Origin of the sequence: Burkholderia sp. MSHR3999, assembly GCF_000833595.1 — a bacterium.
Lineage (GTDB): Bacteria > Pseudomonadota > Gammaproteobacteria > Burkholderiales > Burkholderiaceae > Burkholderia > Burkholderia ubonensis.
Genome location: NZ_JRFO01000007.1, coordinates 1 through 19,911 on the forward strand (window position 1 = coordinate 1; position 19,911 = coordinate 19,911).

Sequence of the window (19,911 nt, forward strand, 5' to 3'; positions counted from 1 at the left end):
GCGGGGGTTTTTGCATTTCCAGCGACGGAAATGGCACCGGGCGCGCCGGCGCGCGAAAACGTCACCCATCACCTCGCCCGGGGGCGGCTCAAGAAGGCTAGTAGACATCCCAGAGTTCGCTCCGGCGCTCAACTTCGAGGGTACGGTCGATTCGATCAGCTACGGCGCGCTCCCCGACGATGGCGGCATGGTGCTGGAAGGGTTGCCGCAGGTGCCGCGCAGCATCAACTGGGTGCACGTGTCGCAGCGCTTCCCGGTCAAGATCGCGGTGCAGAACCCGGATCCGGCGCTGTTCAGGGTTGGCACGTCGGCGGTCGCCACGCTGCGCCGCGACGGTCTCGCGCACGATGCATCCCGCTGAGCGATACATGGACGCGGGACATTCCCTGCCGGACAGCCTGAAACGGTTCGCCCGCTTCGTGGGCGGCGAAATCCGTCCGTATCCGGGACGCATGAACGTGACGCTGCGCTGCGTGCTGACCAGCGAGCTCGTGATCGTCGCGTCGATGGCGCTGCGGGTGCCGCTGCTGGCGTTGTCGCTGATCGTCGTGTTCCTCGTGACGCAGGTAAACGTCGTCGTGACGCGCATGATCGGCACGCTGTTCATCATCGGCTCGACGGTGGCGGTGATCAGCGCGCTCTTGGTGCTGAAGCTGACCTACGACTATCCGCTGCTGCGGATTCTGCTGGCCAGTGCGCTGTTCTTTTCCGCGTCTACCTGATGCGGGTGGCCAGGATCGGCGTCGTGGCGGCGACGGCCCGTTGCACCGGTTCTCGGACATCGTCGTCGGCGAGTGCATTCGCAGCCATGACAGTGCGCTCGGTTACCTGCTGTCGCTGATGCAGGAATTGTCCGGCGAACAGGACCTGATACTGACGCTCGAGACCTTCTTTGCCAATATGCAGCGCCGGAAAGTGACTGCCGCGGCGCTCGGCGTTCATCCGAACACGCTGGATCACCGTCTCGAGCGGATCGAAAACATCCTGGGTGTCAGGCTCGATCACGCGGCATGGATCGCGAAGCTGGAAATCGCGTTGAAGCTTCAAGGGGCCGGCGAACGGAGCCGGTGAGCACGCGTGGAAATTCGGCCGCGCGTGCGTCAGGCCGCTGACGCACGCGCGTGCTGCCGTCAGTTCACGCCGGCAGCGCTCCATGCGCGCGCGACCGTTACGCTCTCAACCGAATTCACGCCGTACAGGTCGTTCGCCGCCTGGATCGACGCACGCCGCGCGTTCGGGTAGCTGGAGCCGGCGGTCAGGTACACCGTCAGCGTCCGGTACCAGATCTTGCCGGCCTTGTCGCGGCCGAGCCCGCTGAAGCTGATGTCGCCGTTGCAGACCAGCTGGCTCCTCGACAGTCCGGTGTCGGTCGCCGGCACCACCGGGCCTTCCGACAGCAGGTAGAAGAAGCGGTTGCCGACACCCGACGTATAGTGCGGATCGTGGCGCGGATTCCACCACGAGAAGCCGCCGGACGGATAGCAGCTGTACGACCGGCCGTCGAGATCCTGCTTGTACATCTTGCGCAGGCCACCGTTGATCACGCGCGCGCCGATCACGTAGTTGCCCGGATCTTTCGGGTTGTTCGCGTAGTACTTGACGAGCGTGCCGAAGATGTCGGATGTCGATTCGTTGAGGCCCCCCGCGTCGCCCGAATAGTTCAGGCCCGCGGTGGCCTGGGTCACGCCGTGGCTCATCTCGTGCCCGGCCACGTCGATCGACACGACAGGGTTCGGCAGGCGGGTGCCAGGTTCACCGTCGCCGTACACCATCATGCGCGTGTCTCCCAGCCACGCCGCGTTCGCGCCAGTCGTGCCGCTGCCGGTGTTGAACACCACGTGGGCGAAGCTCTTCACGCCCTGGCCGTCGTTGAAGATGCCGTTGCGGTTGTGCGCAGCCCTGTAGTAGTCCCAAGTGAGTGCGAGACCATAATCGATGTCGGCCGCGACGGTCTGCCGGTCGGTGGTCGTGTTGTTGCCCCACACGTTCGTGCTGCTCGTGAAGATCGGCAGGTCAGTGGATTGCGCGACGTCGTCCGAGGACAGGCCGCGGCCGTCGTAGACCGAGCCGCCGCCGCGGGTCGGATCGACCATCTGGTACGAGTTCGTACCGAGCTGGTCGGTCGTCAGCGACAGGTTGCCGTAGTACAGCGAACGGCCGGTGCCGGTGGCGGCGGAGGCGGCGGTCATGATCAGGTCCTGCACATCCAGGACGTTGCCCGTGCGCGCGTCGACGTAGTAAAGCACGGCTTCGGTGTGCGCGTCGGTCGCCTTGCCGTATACACGCACCGCATAGGCCAGCGTCGGCGCGGTGTCGCGCGCGAACACGACGAGCTCCGGCCCTTCGACGCGGTGCACCTGCGCACCGAAACGCGTGGAAGCGGCACGCCGGGCCACGGCTGCGCCCACGTCGGGCGCGTTGCGCACCACGAAGCGGTCGCCGACCTTGCCGATCTTGCCGGCAAGATCGATCGGCACGGACTGGGTCAGGCTCGCCTGCTTCAGTTGCCCCTGGCTCGAGTGAACGACGACGTCGCCGCCAATCACGCGCAGGCCCGAGTAGAAGCGGTCGAAGCGCACGTGCTCGGTGCCGTCGGGGTCGACGATCACGTCGCGCACCTGGAACTGGTCGCCTTCCGTCGGCACGTTCGCCTTCGCGAACTTCAGCGTGCGCGCGGCACTGCCGGCGGCCAGGTTGAAGCTGGACGGGTTCTGCTGGATCAATTGCAGCGCCCGGTCGACTGTGGCCTGCTGGTCGCCGGCTTGCGCAAATGCACTGAAGCTGGCAAGGGAAATCGCGGCGACCGACAGCAAGCAAGACAGTTTCTTCATGTAATCCTCCAGATAATGAATGCGCAATTATTGAAAGTTTATTGAATGCAACCACTAAGCAAGAGAGGTACTGTGAACTGCAAAGCCATGCTAGGAGGTGAAATTAATATTTACAAGATAATTGCAAATAAATTAACTTTTGATTGTGTCGGCATGAATCGAGTCGGGAATTGGTGAGAAATATGAAATGATCCTGTGCGGCTCGGTCTGAGGAAAATCCGCGGCATGCGTGACGGCCGCCACGTTTTATTTCATTGGCTATTCAATTGGATTATTGACGGCGTCAACCTGAATATTCAGACGGCCCGTGAGGCACGCGCGTCGATTCAGGCTGCCTGCGTTTTCGGATGAGCGGCGGAAGTCCGGCGTACAGGCCGGTATGCGAAGCGCCGCGTCGTTCGGCAGGATGAAACGGCGCGGCGCGCGATGGCGCGCAAAAAAAGGCGACCGCCGCATGACGCGATGGTCGCCAGAGGCGAATACCGAGGCAGTATCCGCTGAGACACACGAGAGCCCGCGCCGGGCGCGGGCAAAGGCCCGTAGGCTGCCGGCCGGGAAGCGGCCCGGCTAGCTGCTACGACGGAAACGTGACGAGGAACCTGAGCTGGTCATCCTCCACCAGCGCTTGGACGGTCTGCTTCTGCCCGAGCACGGCAATCGCGTTGCCAATTTGAGTCAGCAACGCGGTGTCGGAAGGCTGGACTCGGAAAAAGTGGCTGCCGTCATCGCTATTGAACATGAATTCGTAGAACACCGCCCCGTTCCCGGACGCGGTATACGCGACTTGAATGGACTTGACTTGCACCAACTCGCCTGCGGCTTTCGCGCGTGCGCGGATTTCGTCGAATTGATTGGTAGACATGGCGATATTCCTTTGATCAACGGGTGAATGAAAAAAAGGATGCCGTGGCCGAGCTTTGCTCTTGTGGTGCGGGTGACTGGATGGTTGGCTCGTCCAAATCGAATTCTAGGAATTAGAAAGCTCGCCGTCTCCTGACAGTTCTATTGGGTAGGTGCTTTTTGAAGGGACGCAATTGCGGTAATGCTCGTACACCGAAACTGATCAATGTGCGAAATTGATTCGTGATCTTAGGCGATCTGGGACATTCGGACGGCTGCCGAGCGGTCAGTCCTCGTCGTCATCCTTGCACCTCCCGGCATACCGGCTCGCGACGATGGACGGCATCGCCACGGGCGCACCGCAGTCGATCGACCACGCAAGGCGCACGAACTGGGCCGCGGTCCACGCGAGCGGCGTCGCCGACGTCGTGCCGGTTCCCGGGGCGAAACCTGGCTGCCCCGACGGCGCCTGCCAATCCCAGACCTGCTCCGGCAGCATCAGCCCGTCGTTCGCGCTTGCCGCCATCGCGTCGAGGCGCGACCGCGCGAGATCGGGCCGGTTCGCGGCCAGCTCGTACTCGCCGCGCTCGCCCGCGAAGATCGGCCACGCGCGGCCGATCGTCAATCGACTGCCGGCCGGAAGGTCCATGCGCCATGCGCCGCCGTCGCGCCGCTCGCCATAGCCGTCGAAGGTGTAGCGATGCCAGAACATGCCGTTCGGCGTGGCCACGCCCAGTTGCGCGTCGATCACCGCGAGACTGTTCAGGATCACCGGATCGTCAGCCGGCTTCACGCCCAGCCTGACGAGATCGAGGAAGCTCGGGTCGACCACCGCGCGCTGGTCGATGCCGTCCGGACCGCTGTCGCTGATGGCGTACGCCGTGGCGGCATCGGGACGCCGGTCCTTGGTCAGCCGCAGGTAGTACGGCGAGCGCGAGTACGGGCCCGTGCAGGTCGCCGTCCATGATTCCACGTTGCGCTGCCACGCGTCCGCCGTGGCCGCATAGGTTGCGGCCGACGCCGCATCGCCGTTGCGGCGCGCGATATCCGCCGCGGCGACGAGGCCGGCGATCTGGGCCGCGATGGCGGCCGGCGAGTAACCGCCCTGATTCTCCCAGCGCTCCGCCGGCGTGTACGGCCCTGTCGCGACGATGAAATCGGCGGCCTTCCTGATGTGATTCAGATACGTCGGCTCGTCGAAGCGCTGCAACTGCCAGGCCAGCACGATCGGAAACGACACTTCGTCCATCTGCAGCCCGCGCCAGTACGGCGTGCCGTCGACCTGCGAGTTCTGCGGGAACGCGCCGTCGGCTTTCTGCTGCGTCATGAACAGCCAGTCCAGCGCGCGCTCGGCGGCGCGGCGGTCGCCCGCGGCGATCAGCGCGGTCGCAATCTGGTAGAGGTCCCGCGCCCAGACGAGATGGTATGGCCCGGACGGATGGTCGAGCGCTGCGCCACACGCCCAGGGCATCGACGGCGAAGCGACGAACGCGCCGCGCCAGGTCTTGTCCTCATGCGCGGCGAGGATCATCACGGCCGCGTCGTACAGGCGGAGGTGGCCGGCCGCGCTCGCCGGCGCCGGCTCGAGCGACTGCAGGTAGCGATGCCAGCCTTCCGCATACCGGCCGGCCGTCGATGTAAATCCGTCGGCCAGTGCGCATTGCGCGTTGCTGTCCGCCTGCGCGGTGTCGGCGCCGAACCCGATCGCGAGCGTGACGTGCGTGCGCGTCACGCCGTCGAGCGGCGTCTGGCCGGTCTGCACGACATTGCCTCGCGGCGCGCACGCGTAGGCACGGGTTATGCAAAAGTGCCGGCCGAGGTCCTGCCAGCCGTCGCTGGCGCCGGCATAGCCGTTCGACAGGCGGGTAAAGGGCGGATTCGACGCGAACGCGGTCGCGACGTAGCCGTTGCGCGCGGTCAGCGTCATGCCGTTCGTCTCGCCGGTCGTGTTCGTCAGCGCATTGCCGGGTGCGGGGTTCAGCAGCGCGTAGACCTGATAGGGCCGTCCGTCGAGCGATTCGAACGTGATGTCGACGAGCACCACCGGGCGTGCCGGGTCCGTTACGTACGTCGTCGTCAACCGGTAGCGGCCGGCGTCGTCGACGTCGACCTGACGGTAGGTGAGGCCGTCCGCGTCGATCAATGTCGTCTCGTGCGTCGCATGATCGGTGACGCGTTCCGCGAAGGTCTTGCCGTCCGAGACCACGAACCGCAGGTCGCGCACGCTCGGCGTGTCGACGCGCGGGTAATAGATCTCGTCGAGGCCGGCGCTGCCGAGCGTGAACCAGACCTTGCTTTCAAGCGTCGCCGAGGTGCCGAAGCCGTGCTTGTTCGCCGGATTCCAGCCGCCTGCCGCGCCCGGTGCGCCGGGCGCGACGCCGTGGGCTTGTGTGGAGGGGGCGCCGGCAAGTGCGGCCGACGACGCGGTAACGGGATGCCTGGAATGCATGAGATCGCCCCCTTCCGACGACGTTGTCACACTACGTCGCCGCGTGCCGTTTTGATCGGCGTGGTGACACGCTAGCGGAGCTCGTCCATCCCGTCACTGCGTTTTTTCCATGACGCGCTCGTCAGGCCCGGTGCCCCGATATCGACCCGGCCTCGCCGGTCAGGTTGAACAGGCTGTCGATCCACGCGAGAAACGTCGAGAGCGTGAAATCCGACCATTGCTGGGTGCGGAACGCCTTCATCACCGGCGCGTCGGCCGGGTCCTTCTGGTTGAGCAGGTCGGCGACGAAGTTCCCGACGTCCGCGTCGATGCCGTTCTCGCGAATCACCGATCCCGTAAAGCTGACCACCGTGACCTGGTGATTCTGGATGAAGTCGTTGCGCGCCCACGGCATGAAGTAGCCGAAGTTCGGCAACGGATCCAGCGTGTCCTTCAGCCGCGCGAGCTCCTGGTCGAACATCGCGAGCGACAGCGCGTCCTTGGTCGCGTCGTCGGGCGCCGCGATCACCGCCGGCACGAATGCGCGGTAATGGTAGGCCGCCTCGATCTTGTCGCGCTGATACGTCGAATAGCCGAAGCGGTCATGCGGGAAGGTCGCCGCCAACGCCGCGTACGCGCTGCCGAGATTGCCGGGATCGAAGTTGCGGGTCAGCCGGCTGTTCACTGTGATCAGCCCGTCCGGGCCCGTCATCCCCCATTCGTCGCGCACCCTGCTGTACAGGCCCACTGACGGAGAGGTCGCCGGTTCGGCGTCGAACGGCGTATTGAACACCGTGCCGGCGTCGTTGAGCAGCGAGCTGTTCTGCTGCGGCTGCAGCGTGCTGCGAAGCGTCGCGTAGTTGCCCAGCGTGCCGTAGCCGCCCGCGCTCGTGCCGTACACCAGCAGCCGGCCGGGCTTGCCGAAGCCGTGCGCGACGAGCCATTGCGCGACGGCCTGGATGTTCTTCAGGCCGCTGAAATGCTGGATTCGCCAGTCGCCCGTCGGCGACGTGTAGTTGCGCACCGCGCTGCCCATGTGGATGTCGCCGGTGCAGTACGGCACGAACACCTGCGTCCACTCCTGCGTCTCCACCTTCGGCTCGCCGACGAGGATGTGCGCGAGGTCCATCCGCGTCATCAGCGGCGACAGGAACGACGACACCAGCGTCTGGTTCACGGTGCCGTTCATGTAGTTGTGCGGGATGCCGTCCGGATTGAAGCTGCCGAGGCCGGCTTCCGCGCCGGTCGCCGTCTGCGTGCAGGTGCCGTAGTTCCAGCACGCGCCGCCCGGCTGCATCATGTACAGCAGGTTGTCCGACTGCGCGCGGTTGATGTAGAAGCGCATCGGCGTGCCGTTGCCGCACGATGCGCCGCTGCTTTCCGGCAACGTCACTTCGTACCACGAATAATAGGGAATCGACGGGTCCGGCATCGGCGTGTCGGCCGCCTGGCCGTTGAGCGCCGCGCAGCCCAACAGGCCCGCGAGCGCGAGCCCGCGCAGATGGTTCGCTGTGAACATGCCCCCTCCATTTCGATGAATGCGACGTGGTCTCGCCGCGTCCCGGCGCGGCGTCGGGCGTCCGGCATTCAGTGCGCGCCGGACGGTGAAGCGCCGTCGAACAGCTGAACGCGCAGCGCCTGCAGGCGCTGTGCGATGACGGCCTGTTGCTGGACGGGATCGGGCACGCTCGCCTGCACTTGCAGGACGATGTCGCGGCTCTGTCGCGCGTAGTCCTGGAAACGCGGATCCTGCGCCGGCGACGGACCGACGGTCTGGCGCGCATATGCATCCCATTGCTGGCGCATCGACTGGATGGCCGCGCCGCGCGTCGCGGGGTCGGCATTCGCGTCGGTCAGCAGCGCGACGCCGAGCGCCTCCGCCTGCACCGGCACGATCTCGTTGCGTGCGACGTGCTCGGGCAGCTCGTCGAGGATCCGGCGGGCCAGCGCCGCGCGTTCGGCGGGCGGCAGGCGGTCGCGGCCGTTGCCGTACGCCGCGATTTCGTCGCGAAAGCGGGCGAACGCGACGATGCGCTGCAACTCCGCGTCCGCATCCGGACGGCCCGCGAGGCTGCGGCGCAGCGCATCGAGATCGAGCCGGCGTTCCGCCGGCCCGGGCGCGACCGTGGTCGGGGCGGGCGTGTCGGCCGCGGCCCGCGCTGCGTTCGCGCCCGCGCCCGAGGTTGCGGGCGACGCGGCCGCCGGAGTCGGCGATTCGTATCGCCAAATTGCAACGGCGGCGGCGATTGCTGCAACCGCGCCAGCGCGTCGCCAGAATGTCCGGTTCTTGTTCACGCCGTTTCGCTGGGGTTTCATGCCGCTCTCCGTCGGGGGCATCGCGACTGGGTTCTAGGTCGAAACCCGCTGGTCGTCAAAACCGGCGCTAGAACCCATCCACTAGACGGACGCCGGCCAGGCGCACCGATTCGATCCGCGCGAACGCGCCGCGCGTCGCGCGCGCTGCGGCGCGGCAACGCGCGCCACGCCCGTGCGGCGCGCGACGCGGCGCGGCGGTTCATGCGCGTCGCCGTGCCAAGCAAGCGGCGGTCCAGCCGCGTGCGGACGGCCGGTCGTGCGGGCGTGCGCGCGAGGCGATTGGCCGGATCGGACCCATCGAACGACCCGCTGCGCGCTTGGGCCGCGCTGCGGTTGGGCCTATGCTGATTTCCCGCGCGCATCGACGGTCGATGCGCGGAGTGCCTTCCCCTTGTCCGAGCCAGGTCGATGAGCCGTGCAGACACGCCGCGCCGGGCGTCACCCGCCGCGCACGATTACCGGTACTACCGCGATGCGCTCGCGGGCCGCGCACTGCCGGCGGCGTTCGTCGACCTCGACCACGTCGACGCCAATCTCGCGGACCTGAAGCGCCGGGCGGGCGGCCTGCCGATCCGCCTCGCGACCAAGTCGGTGCGTTCGCGCGAGCTGATTCGCACGGTGCTGGCCGCCGGCCCGTTCATGCGCGGCCTGCTGTGCTACTCGGCCGCTGAAGCGGCGTGGCTCGCGGACGACGGGTTCGATGACATCGTCGTCGCGTATCCGACGGTCGAGCCCGCGGATCTGCGCGCAGTCGCCGCACAACTGCGGCGGCATCGTGCGATCACACTGATGGTCGACGACGCCGCGCAGGTCGAGCGCATCGCTCGGTTCGCGCGCGCCGAAGGCGTCGTGTTTCCGCTCGCGATCGATCTCGACATGTCGTCGAGCTTTCCGGGGCTGTATTTCGGCATGTACCGGTCGCCGGTGCGCGACGTCGCCGGCGCCGTTGCGCTCGCGCACGACATCGCCCGGCGGCAGGGCGTGCGGCTGGCCGGCCTGATGGGCTACGAGGGGCAGATTGCCGGCGTGTCGGACGCGGTGCCGGGCAGCGCCGCGCGCAACGCGCTGCTGCGCTACCTGAAGCGGCGCTCCGCGCGGGAGATCAACGCGCGGCGCCAGGCGGTCGTCGAGGCGCTCGCGGCAGCCGGCCATGCGCTGTGCTTCGTCAACGGCGGCGGCACCGGCAGCTTCGAAAGCACGCGCGGCGATCCGTCGGTCACCGAGCTGGCGGCCGGCTCCGGTCTCTACGCGCCCGCGCTGTTCGACCATTACGCCGCGTTCCGCGCGCAGCCCGCCGCCGGCTTCGCGCTGCCGGTCGCCCGCGTTCCGCAGCCCGGCATCGTCACGTGCTCGGGCGGCGGCTACGTCGCGTCCGGCCCGGCCGGCCGCAGCCGCTTGCCGCAACCGTGGCTGCCGGCCGGCTGCACGCTGATCGGCAACGAAGGCGCGGGCGAGGTGCAGACCCCCGTGCGCGTTCCGGCCGGCGTCGCCCCCGCGATCGGCGAGCCGATCCTGTTCCGGCATGCGAAGGCGGGCGAGCTGTGCGAGCGCTTCAACACGCTGCTGCTGATTCGCGACGGCCGCGTGGCCGGCGAGGCGCTCACCTACCGGGGAGAAGGCAAGAGCTTTTTCTAGGCGGCATTTCCGATAACACGCAATCAACGAGGAAACCTTCATGTGGCGCAACTGGTCCGGATACGTACGCAGTCCTAAGGCCACCGTCTCGACACCGGCGACGCGCGACGCGCTGGCTGCCGTGTTGCGCGATGCGGCGGCTTCCGGCGCAACCGTGCGGGCAGCGGGCGCCGGCCATTCGTTTGCGCCGCTCGTGCAGACCGACGACGTGATCCTGTCGCTCGACCGGATGCAGGGCGTGATCGACGTCGACCCGGCGCGGCGCGTTGCGCGGGTGCATGCGGGCACGCGGCTGCGGACGCTCGGCCCCGCGCTCGCCGCGCACGGTCTCGCGATGGAGAATCTCGGCGACATCGACGTGCAGTCGATCGCCGGCGCGACTAGCACCGGCACGCACGGCACCGGCATCACGCTCGGCAACCTGTCGACGCAGATCGAGAGCCTCGCGTTCATGCGCGCGGACGGCTCGGAAATCCGCGCGTCGGCCGACACGCATCCCGACCTGTTCGCCGGCGGCCGGATCGGGCTCGGCGTGCTCGGCGTGCTGACCGAGATCGGCCTGCGTCTCGTGCCGTCGTTCCGGCTGCGCCTCGAGCGCGGCGCGATGCACGTCGACGATTGCCTGGCGCAGGCGGACGCGCTGATCGACCGGCACCGCTCGTTCGAGTTCTACTGGTTTCCGCACACGGACACCGTGCTGACGAAGGCGTGGGACGTGACCCACGAGGCGATCGACGCCGCGCACCGGGCCGGCCGCGCCGCCGAAGCGTTCGTCGAGAACACGGTATTCGGTGCGTTGTGCGGGCTCGGGCGGCGCGTGCCGGCGCTGTGTCCGGGGCTGAGCCGGCTGTGTGCGTCGACGGTCTCGGCCGGCCGGCGGGTGAACGCGAGTCACGCGATGCTGTCGACGGTGCGCCGGGTCCGTTTCAACGAAATGGAATGGTCGGTGCCCGCCGAGCGCGGCGCCGACGCGTTGCGGGAAATTCGCGCGCTCATCGCCCGCAAGACCTTCCCGTTGATGTTCCCGCTCGAATACCGCTGGGTGCGCGGCGACGACATCTGGCTGAGCCCCGACTACGGACGCGACAGCGTGCGCATCTCGGTGCACCAGTATCGCGGCATGCCGTTCGACGGGTACTTCGCGGGCGTGCAGGCGATCTGCCTGAACCACGGCGGGCGGCCGCACTGGGGCAAGGTGCATTCGCTGGGCGCCGCCGATCTCGCGGCATGCTATCCGCGTTGGGACGACTTCCTCGCGCTGCGCGAACGCATGGATCCGCAGGGGCGATTCCTGACACCGTACTTGCGTGATCTGTTCGGTGTATAGCGGGCGGTGCATTTGCGCCGCTCGCGATGGATCGGACCTTTTTATCAGGAGAGCAGATGAGATCAACCGCTTTCGATTCCGCCGGCCGGTCGCGGCCCGATCCGTCGAGCGGCGCGGTCGTCCGCCTCGCGCTCGCGTTCACGGCGGCGACCAACGGCTTGATCCTGTCGCCGTTTCTCGTCGCGGCGGTGATGACGCGGTTCCGGCTCGACGACGGCGCCGCGACCGCGCTCGTCAGCGTCGAGATCCTCGGCATCGCGATCAGCTGCGCGCTGCTGCCGCGCCGGATCGCGCGCGCGGCCCGCCCGTTCACGCTGGCGGGCGCGCTCGGTGCGATCGCAGGCCAGGCGCTCAGCGCCGTCGCACCCGGCATCGTGTCGGCCGGCGCGGCGCGCGGGCTGACGGGACTGTTCGAGGGCATGCTGTTCGTCGTCGTCGCGTCCGGCGTATCGCAGCGCGCGTCGACGGAGCGCCTCTGGGGGCAGATCAACCTGCTCGCGGGCGGCATCAACGGCGGCATCCTCGTGCTCGTGTCGACGCTGCCGGCCGCGTGGCTCGGGCGCTGGATCTTCGCGCTGCTGGCGGGCGCGCTGGCCGTGCTCGCGCCCGCGATCCGCGGGATCGACGCGTTCGCGGCGCAGCCGGTCCAGGCGCGGACGCACGACGGCAGTTTGCCCTGGCGCCCGATCGTCGCGATCTGGGTCGTGACGGCGCTGGTCTACGGCGTTCAGGCGTCGCAGTGGGCGATCGCCGGGTTCGTCGGCGCGCGCGCCGGGCTGTCGCCGCCGACGATCGGCGTGCTGCTGTCGGTGTCGTCGCTGCTCGGCTTCGTCGGCGCGGCGATCCCTGCACATCCGGCCAGCCGCCGGCATCGCGTCGCGATCATCTGGGCCGCGCAGCTTGCGGTGATCGCGTCGATCGAATGGTTCTTCGGCTCGACGGGCGGCGGCGCGTACTTCCTGAGCCAGCTGCTGCTGAACAGCGCGTTCTTCGTGATCGTGCCGTTCCTCACCGGCATGCTGTCCGACGTCGATCCGGACGGATCGCTCGTCGCGCGCACCCTGGTGGTCACGTTCTTCGCGGCGGGCATCGGCACCGCGCTGTCCGGCGCGCTGCTCGAGCGCTACGGCGGCGCGCGTGTCGCGCACGTGCTGGGCGCAGCCGTGCTGGCCGCCGCGCGGTTCGTCCGGCTCGCGCTGCGCCGCGCGCCGCCTGCGGGCGCGCCCGGCGGCGTCGGCCATCCGTTGCGCTGAACCACGCGCCGCACTGGCCGCGACGCACCACGAAAATGGCCGCCGCGGCCTTGTTCCGCGCAAATTTGGCTTCCTACATTCGTCCGCGACGGCCCGCTATCGCTAGGTGTTTAGTCCCGGCATTTGATGGAGCGCAGCATGAATCGTCACGAAAGCCTGCGCGCAGCGTGCTGCGCGATGATGGCCCTGGCATGCGCCGCAGCGCACGCACAAAGCAGCATCACGCTCTACGGCGTGCTCGACGCGGGCATCCGCTACGAGACGCACGGCGTGTCCTACGGGCCCGACGGCACGCCGGCGTCGACGGGCCGCAAGGTCTCGATGGCGGACGGCGGCGGCCTGACCGAAAGCTACTGGGGCCTCAAGGGCAATGAGGACCTCGGCGGCGGTCTGTCGGCGCAGTTCAACGTGGAAAGCCACTTCGGGCCGAACAGCGGCAGCATCGTGCCGGCCGGCTCGGTCAACTTTTTCCAGATCGCGTATGTGGGGCTGACGTCGTCGACGCTCGGCCAGCTGACGCTCGGCCGCCAGTACGACGTCGCGTTCGAGAGTGTGTCGCTCTCCTACGGATCGAATCTGTGGGCAGGCCAGCAGGACCCGTACTTCAACCTGTTCAAGCCGGAGCAGACGATGCTGGCGGCCGCCCGCACCAGCAACATGATCCAGTACGGCGCGCAGCTCGGCGGCTTCTACCTGCTCGCGCAATACGCGCCGGGCGGGCGCGCGGGCGGCGGCGTGCTCGGCAGCCAGCTCGGCGCGGCGGTCGCGTATGCGCCGGACAAGGGGCCGTTCACGCTCGGCGCGTCGTTCATGCGCAGCCGGGACGACGTGACCCAAGCGAAATTCGACATCTACTCGGGCGGCGGGTCGCTGACGATCGGCGACGCGACGGTCAACGCCGGCTACATCGAGAATGCGCGCGACAACGACTTCACGTCGTTCGCGAACGGCCCGTTCAGCCCGTCCGATCTTGCGGGGCTCGGCATCATCTCGCCCGCGCAGGTGGCCGATCCGAACGTGCCCGGCGGATTCCGCCGGCGCAAGATGGTGCTCGCCGGGCTGACCTACCGGATCACGCCGGTGCTGACCGCGGCCGTCAACGCATGGTGGACCACGCAGTCCGGCTACACGGCGGACTTCGACGGTCGCGCGCGGCAGTTCCAGGTGATCGCCGGCTACAGCCTGTCGAAGCGCGACATGCTCTATGCGGAAGTCGATTACGCGATCTACCGCGGCGGCCTGATCGGCGCGCAGCTCGTGGGTATCAACGGACAGGCGCCAAGCACCAGCACCACGCAGCTCGGCGCGACGGTCGGCCTGCGCCATTACTTCTGAGTGGAACTGACGGGTGATGGCCGAGGCGGCGGAGGCGCCCCGGCCGGGCGGGACATGTACAATCCGTGGAAAAAAGACATGGAGCATCCATGGACGAGACAGCCCGCTATACGACGGCGAATCTGCCGGCTCATTTGCTGCGGTGCCTGGCGGAGACGAGCAGGGAACTGGGCATCGATCCCACACGGCTGTGCCTCGGGCTCGGCTTCGATGTCGCGGACCTCTCCAACCCGTCGTGCCGGATCTCGTTGCGTCAGGCGGGCGTGATGATCCGGCGCGCGCTCGAGATGGCGCCGGCGCGCGCGCTCGGCCTCGAACTCGGCATGAGCGAGACGATTGCGTCGATCGGGCTGGTCGGCTACGCGATGCTGACGAGCCCCACCGTCAAGGATGCGATCGCAGTGGGCATGCGGCTGCAGCGGCACACCGGCCCGCTGATGCATTTCGACATGATGGCGGACGCGCGGACGCTGTCGATCTGCGCTACCAACACCTTCCTCGAGTCCGACATCGAGGCGTTCCTCGTCGAGGAAGCGTTCGGCAGTTTCCTGAAGATCGGGCGCTCGCTGGCCGGCAGCGCGTTCAAGCCCAAGGCCGTCGATCTCAGCTACCCGCGGCCCGACTACGCGGTGCACTATATGCGCGTGTTCCAGTGCCCGGTCCGGTTCGAGCAGGCGCACAACCTGTTCGCGTTCGATGCCGCGTGGGGCGATCGGGCGATCGCGACCCACGATCCGCTGGCCCATCGCCAGGCGCTCGAATTCCTGCAGACGGCGCTGCCGGCCGAGCCCGAAGGCACCGACTTCCTCGCATCGATCGAGCGGATCGTGCGACGCGACTTGCGGTGCGCGCCCGCGCTGTCCGCGATCGCCGCGCAGCTGTGCATGAGCGAGCGCACGTTGCGGCGGCGTCTGGCCGATCAGGGCGTGTCCTATCAGATCGTGATCGACACGATTCGCAAGAAGCGCGCGTTCAAGCTGCTCAATAATCCGCGGCTGTCGATCGAGGATGTCGCGCACGAGGTCGGCTACAGCGATTCGCACAACTTTCGGCGCGCGTTCAAGCGGTGGACCGGGCATGGGCCAAGGGACGGGGCGGACGGGATCAAGATGGGCGAATGACGATGCCGAGACGGCGCCCAACGGGCGCGGCCACGAGCGTTGATCAGTACCTTCACGTCGCCGGTCAGTTCGGCCGAAAACCGCTGTTCAGCTCTGGAAATAGGTCAGGCCCAGCGCGCGCTTGACCTCGGACAGCGTCGCGCCGGCCACTTCCCGCGCACGCATCGTGCCGTGACGCAGGATCGCCAGCACCTCGGCCCGGTCATTCTCCAGTTCGCGACGGCGTGCGCGAATCGGTTCGATCAGCGACTGGAGCCGTTCGTTCAGCACGCGCTTGACCACGCTGTCGCCCAGTCCGCCTTGGCGATAGCGGGCTTTGAGCTCGTCCACCTTCTGCGTGTCCGGCTCGAATGCATCGAGAAACGCGAACACGACGTTGCCTTCCACCTGGCCCGGGTCGCTGACGCGCAAATGGTTCGGGTCCGTGTACATGCTGTTGACCGCCTTCGTGATTTCGTCCGGCGTGGCGCCCAACGCGATCGCGTTCCCGAGGGATTTGCTCATCTTGGCTTTGCCGTCGATGCCGGGCAAGCGCGTGACCGGCGACAGCAACGCTTCGCATTCGACCAGCACCGGATGGTCGACGGTGTTGTTGAAGCGGCGCACCAGCTCGTTGGTTTGCTCGATCATCGGCAGCTGGTCGTCGCCCACCGGCACGTGCGTTGCCTTGAACGCCGTGATATCGGCCGCCTGACTGACCGGATAGGTCAGGAAGCCCGCCGGGATGTCGCGCTCGAACCCGCGCAGGCGGATTTCTTCCTTGATCGTAGGGTTGCGCTCGAGGCGCGCGACCGTCACGAGGTTGAGCAGGTACTGCGTCAGCTCCGCCAGTTCCGGCACCTGCGACTGGATGACGATGGTCGACTTCGCTGGGTCGATGCCCACCGCAAGATAGTCGAGCGCGACTTCGACGACGTTTTCGGTCACTTTCTGATGCCGGCCGACGTTGTCGGTCAACGCCTGGGTGTCCGCGAGGAGCAGGAACTGCCGTGCTTCGTGCTGAAGCTGGACGCGGGCGCGCAGCGAGCCGATGTAGTGGCCGAGGTGAAGCGGGCCGGTGGTGCGGTCGCCGGTCAGGATAACGGGGTGGTTTGCGTGTGTCATGGACTGGAGCCTCATGGTTCGGATGCCGCCAGCCATCAGCGCGTTGAAACGAAAATGCCGCCAAGACTGGCGGCATCACGTTTGCGAAATGCGTGGGGAAACGGGCCGCCGGAATCAGGCGTGCCACCAACGATGCAGGTTCAGCGAGGTCGGGTTCGTATCCATGGGGGGAGTATAGCGCGGCGATGCGGGGAGTGCTTCGGCCTGTCCGCGAGCAGGATTTGAATCGTGAATAACGGGCTTGGCACGTTTGGAAGCTGAAGATGTAATCGTCGTAAAATTGGCCGGTCGGGAAATCTCAACATGTCGAATCCTGACCTCCAAACAAACAAAGGACGCGCATGGGATTCGGATTCGGAAAACGCAGCGAATCATCAAGCAACTCGACGATCGACATGGCGAAAAGCCAGCGGTCGCGAGCCAATGACAATTTCACCACTGGACTTGCGCTGCGTCGGGCATTTGCAGTTTTCAAATGCTGTGCATCGTACGGCACATACGTTGACCTCAACGATGCCGATACCGGGTGGAACTATCTTCGGGAAGAAGGTCTGGTTTCAACCGATCTGGAAGCCACGTGGAAAGAAGTGGAACGCATCCTGCAAACCTATTCCAGCGCCGGTGTGCTTGCCAAATCGGACAAGGAGCATGCCAACCACCTGGTGGAGGTCATCGAGGAGCAGCTTGATGCCGTACAGGGCAAGGTGGAAGGCATGGTGGATGCCGTCGTCGCACTCAATGTCGCCCGGCTCAACTACCCTTCGAAGAACTGGATCATCGATGGCATCCTGGCTGCTGCGTTCGGCGTGCTTGTCGGCGCGATCGTGGGTACCGTGGCCGGTCAACTGGCAGACAATTCGCCTGCCGTTTCGAATGTCGTCTTCGGTCTCGTGATAATCGGTTCGGTTCTCGTGGCGCGTTATCGCCGCCAAAAGAGAATCGTTGCAGCCGATGCGAAAATTGCGCATGCGCGAGCCGAGCTTGATCGCATGGTGCTTCGAAACCTGTCGCCTTCCGCTTATCCGCCACCGATGGCGGATGCGGACGCTACTTGAGTTTGATGAGATAACGGAATCCTAAGTATCTAAAGTTTCGGAAATTCAGCTCATCCATCGATGTCAAGAATAAAAGTCATCCCGCTCTTGCTGATGCTGTGCGGCGCAGCGAGCTCGCTCACGGCCTGCAACGACCATTCGGCAACGCCATCTCATTCCGTCACTAATCACGCTGGAACGGCGCAGCCTGAGTCGTCGACACCCCCGTCGCCTCGTGCCTTTGCAGTCAATACGCTTTCGCTCGACGACGGTGAAAATGAGCTCAATGGCTGCACGACCGAATTGACGCGTGTGGGGGCGCCGGAGTCGGCCGGGGCCGTTTTCCGCGATAGTAGCTCGGATACCGAAGGAACCGGCTTCATTCGGATTGATGGCACGCTCATCCGAGTACATTTGACAGCAACCAAGGTGGATGAGTCGAGCGCCGAGAAAGTACTCCGGTACACCCACGTGTTCGAAGATGCTTCGCGCACCACTCGGGTGGTCGAGATTCTCAAGAATGGCGCCACGAATGAGCAAGCCGATTCGACTCAACAAACCGGTTTCCTGACAATCACCCACGGGGGCGCGACCCAAACTCTGCGTGTCGAGGGCGGCACGGCATGTTAGGTGAACGCCATGATCAGGCGAGTAATCGGCTTGGGAGCCGACGCATTGGAAATATGCATTCCTGTTCGTGCCGTCGCGACTTTCCCTCGGCCTTGTTTCGGACGGTGGGTGGCGATGCGGGGTGCCCGGTGCAGTCAGCGCGGTAACCGCTAGAATTGCGGTTTTAGCCCGGAACATGCCCATGTCTTTTGCCACGCTTGGCCTGATCGATACCTTGCTGCGCAATGTGCAGGATCTCAATTACCAGACACCTACGCCGGTGCAGGCCAAGGCGATTCCTGCTGTGCTCAGTGGCAAGGACGTCATGGCTGCGGCACAGACCGGCACCGGCAAGACGGCGGGTTTTGCGCTTCCGCTGCTGCAACGGCTGGTGCAACACGGCCCGGCGGTGTCCAGCAACCGCGCGCGTGTTCTGGTGCTGGTGCCCACGCGCGAACTGGCTGAACAAGTGCTGCAAAGCTTTATCGCTTACGGCAAAGGCCTCGACTTGCGATTCCTGGCCGCCTACGGCGGTGTGAGTATCAACCCGCAGATGATGAAGTTGCGCAAGGGCGTGGATGTGCTCGTTGCCACGCCGGGCCGTTTGCTGGATCTCAATCGCCAGAACGCAGTGCAGTTCGATCAAGTACAAGCGCTGGTGCTGGATGAAGCCGACCGCATGCTGGATCTGGGCTTTGCGCGCGAACTCGACGCCGTCTTTGCCGCGTTGCCCGCTCGGCGCCAGACGCTGCTGTTCTCTGCCACGTTTACCGACGATATCCGCGCGATGGCGGCGGGCATTCTGCGCGACCCGGTCAAGATCAGCGTCAGCCCGCCCAACGCCACGGCCAGCAAGATCAAGCAGTGGGTGGTGCCGGTGGATAAAAGGAACAAGCCTGAGCTCTTCATGCACCTTGTGGCCGAGAACAACTGGGAGCACGCGCTGGTGTTCGTCAAAACCCGCAAAGGCGTGGATTACCTGGCGGCCATGCTGGATGAAGCGGGCTATGCGGTCGACACGATTCACGGCGACAAACCGCAACCCGCGCGCCTGCGTGCGCTGGAGCGCTTCAAGACGGGTGAAGTACAGATGCTGGTAGCCACCGACGTGGCTGCGCGCGGGCTGGATATCGACGACCTGCCGCTGGTGATCAACGTTGATCTGCCGATCGTGGCGCAGGACTATGTGCACCGTATTGGCCGTACCGGCCGCGCGGGCGCCAGCGGCGTGGCTGTGTCCCTTGTGTGTGCCGATGAAGCGCCGCAACTGGCAGCGATTGAAGCGCTGATCCGGCAAACGCTGCCCCGTGAAGAAGAGCCGGGTTTTGAAGCCGAACACCGCGTGCCGCAAACCAGCGCAACGGGCCAGATCATCAAGAAACCCAAAAAGCCGAAGAAGCCCAAAGTGCCGCAAGCTGCGCCGGGCGCCACGCAGGCGCTCAGCAAGAAACCGCGCCCGCAAAGTGGCGAAAACAAGCGCAAGCCTGCGGCGCAGCGTGCTGTCGCCGCAGGTAAAGGCACAAGTTCGTCCAGCGGGAACCCGTTCAACGTGCAAAAGCCACGCAGCAAACCCGCCGGCAAGCCGGCTGCGGGCTCACCACGTAAGCCGGCTGGCAAACCCGCTGGTGGCCGTGGCAAACGTCAACCCTGATCCATGGGGATGAATAACGCCAGCCGTGGGACCGAAGATCCCGAGAACGCCGGCTCTGGACCGTCATCCGGCGCGATCAAACTCGCCCTTACCACCCTCATCGGATTGTGGCTTCCGTGGATCGGCTTCGCGTACTGGTATGCGCAGGTCGGCGGATTTCACACCGGAATTTTCGCCCCCGGCACGATGGAATTCCTCGGATTCACCGTTGCCACGTGGGTCGTGACGCCACTCTTTACGTTGATCTACATCGTTTATGCGAGGCGCTCGGCACCGCGCAACGCATATGACGAGGCAATGTTCGCCATTGAGTGGTTGATTCTGATCGGAATGTGGGTGTTCACTGCGGCTCCGTTCGTCGGCCGCTAGATCGTCACGCGCGAAACGCGTGGCCCTGCGTCAACGGCCTCGATCCTCACGGCATCTC

The 19,911-nt window shown here is 66.1% G+C and carries 18 protein-coding genes; 12 read left to right on the forward strand and 6 right to left on the reverse strand.

The window, feature by feature from the left end; all coding sequences use genetic code 11:
• The 3 genes from KY49_RS38715 to KY49_RS38720 form a co-directional block, all read left to right on the forward strand.
• Window positions 1-361, forward strand: a 361-nt coding sequence (locus KY49_RS38715; protein WP_442854637.1) for an HlyD family secretion protein, incomplete at its 5' end; no start/stop codon positions are given.
• A gap of 7 nt (window positions 362-368) precedes the next feature.
• Entirely contained in the window at window positions 369-722 is a 354-nt protein-coding gene (locus KY49_RS23630; RefSeq protein WP_042586943.1) for a hypothetical protein, read from the forward strand.
• Window positions 694-1,071: a PucR family transcriptional regulator gene (locus KY49_RS38720; protein WP_143137743.1), complete on the forward strand. Its 378-nt coding sequence runs from the start codon at window positions 694-696 to the stop codon at window positions 1,069-1,071. Before KY49_RS23630 ends, KY49_RS38720 begins: the two co-directional genes overlap by 29 nt.
• A 59-nt stretch (window positions 1,072-1,130) precedes the next feature.
• On the opposite strand, the gene KY49_RS23640 is transcribed toward KY49_RS38720, so the two are convergent.
• The 5 genes from KY49_RS23640 to plcR form a co-directional block, all read right to left on the reverse strand.
• Window positions 1,131-2,831, reverse strand: coding sequence for a M4 family metallopeptidase (locus KY49_RS23640; RefSeq protein WP_042588663.1), 1,701 nt, complete (start codon window positions 2,829-2,831; stop codon window positions 1,131-1,133).
• A 574-nt stretch (window positions 2,832-3,405) separates the two neighbouring features.
• A complete protein-coding gene (locus KY49_RS23645) occupies window positions 3,406-3,693 on the reverse strand; it encodes a hypothetical protein (RefSeq protein WP_042586945.1) in 288 nt (95 codons plus the stop codon).
• Window positions 3,694-3,957: 264 nt separating this feature from the next.
• Window positions 3,958-6,120, reverse strand: a complete 2,163-nt coding sequence (locus KY49_RS23650) for a glycoside hydrolase family 15 protein (RefSeq protein WP_042588664.1) — start codon at window positions 6,118-6,120, stop codon at window positions 3,958-3,960.
• A 121-nt stretch (window positions 6,121-6,241) separates the two neighbouring features.
• Entirely contained in the window at window positions 6,242-7,618 is a 1,377-nt protein-coding gene (locus tag KY49_RS23655; protein WP_042586946.1) for a pectin acetylesterase-family hydrolase, read from the reverse strand.
• Window positions 7,619-7,686: 68 nt separating this feature from the next.
• Window positions 7,687-8,415, reverse strand: coding sequence for a phospholipase C accessory protein PlcR (plcR, locus tag KY49_RS23660; RefSeq protein WP_156162586.1), 729 nt, complete (start codon window positions 8,413-8,415; stop codon window positions 7,687-7,689).
• 408 nt (window positions 8,416-8,823) lie between these two features.
• On the opposite strand from plcR, the gene KY49_RS23665 reads away from it, so the two are divergent.
• From KY49_RS23665 to KY49_RS23685, 5 genes are all read left to right on the forward strand, one after another.
• Window positions 8,824-10,050 (forward strand): amino acid deaminase/aldolase, encoded by a 1,227-nt coding sequence (locus tag KY49_RS23665; protein WP_042586947.1) that lies wholly within the window; start codon window positions 8,824-8,826, stop codon window positions 10,048-10,050.
• A gap of 40 nt (window positions 10,051-10,090) precedes the next feature.
• Window positions 10,091-11,377 (forward strand): D-arabinono-1,4-lactone oxidase, encoded by a 1,287-nt coding sequence (locus KY49_RS23670; protein WP_042586948.1) that lies wholly within the window; start codon window positions 10,091-10,093, stop codon window positions 11,375-11,377.
• Window positions 11,378-11,433: 56 nt separating this feature from the next.
• Entirely contained in the window at window positions 11,434-12,630 is a 1,197-nt protein-coding gene (locus KY49_RS23675; RefSeq protein WP_042586949.1) for an MFS transporter, read from the forward strand.
• A 138-nt stretch (window positions 12,631-12,768) separates the two neighbouring features.
• The gene (locus tag KY49_RS23680; RefSeq protein ID WP_042588666.1) at window positions 12,769-13,965 is read left to right on the forward strand and encodes a porin; all 1,197 of its coding nucleotides are present in this window, start codon (window positions 12,769-12,771) and stop codon (window positions 13,963-13,965) included.
• 89 nt (window positions 13,966-14,054) lie between these two features.
• A complete protein-coding gene (locus KY49_RS23685; protein WP_042586950.1) occupies window positions 14,055-15,086 on the forward strand; it encodes an AraC family transcriptional regulator in 1,032 nt (343 codons plus the stop codon).
• A gap of 87 nt (window positions 15,087-15,173) precedes the next feature.
• On the opposite strand, the gene trpS is transcribed toward KY49_RS23685, so the two are convergent.
• The gene (trpS, locus tag KY49_RS23690; RefSeq protein ID WP_042588667.1) at window positions 15,174-16,190 is read right to left on the reverse strand and encodes a tryptophan--tRNA ligase; all 1,017 of its coding nucleotides are present in this window, start codon (window positions 16,188-16,190) and stop codon (window positions 15,174-15,176) included.
• Window positions 16,191-16,531: 341 nt separating this feature from the next.
• Between trpS and KY49_RS37570 the strand changes: the two genes are divergently transcribed.
• The 4 genes from KY49_RS37570 (at window position 16,532) to KY49_RS23710 (ending at window position 19,853) form a co-directional block, all read left to right on the forward strand.
• On the forward strand, window positions 16,532-17,245 hold the full coding sequence (locus tag KY49_RS37570) for a hypothetical protein (RefSeq protein ID WP_156162587.1): 714 nt from the start codon (window positions 16,532-16,534) through the stop codon (window positions 17,243-17,245).
• 60 nt (window positions 17,246-17,305) lie between these two features.
• Window positions 17,306-17,854, forward strand: a complete 549-nt coding sequence (locus tag KY49_RS37575; RefSeq protein ID WP_156162588.1) for a hypothetical protein — start codon at window positions 17,306-17,308, stop codon at window positions 17,852-17,854.
• Between the two features lie 181 nt (window positions 17,855-18,035).
• The gene (locus tag KY49_RS23705; protein WP_042588668.1) at window positions 18,036-19,484 is read left to right on the forward strand and encodes a DEAD/DEAH box helicase; all 1,449 of its coding nucleotides are present in this window, start codon (window positions 18,036-18,038) and stop codon (window positions 19,482-19,484) included.
• A 9-nt stretch (window positions 19,485-19,493) separates the two neighbouring features.
• Window positions 19,494-19,853, forward strand: a complete 360-nt coding sequence (locus KY49_RS23710; RefSeq protein WP_042586953.1) for a hypothetical protein — start codon at window positions 19,494-19,496, stop codon at window positions 19,851-19,853.
• Window positions 19,854-19,911: the final 58 nt, after the last annotated feature.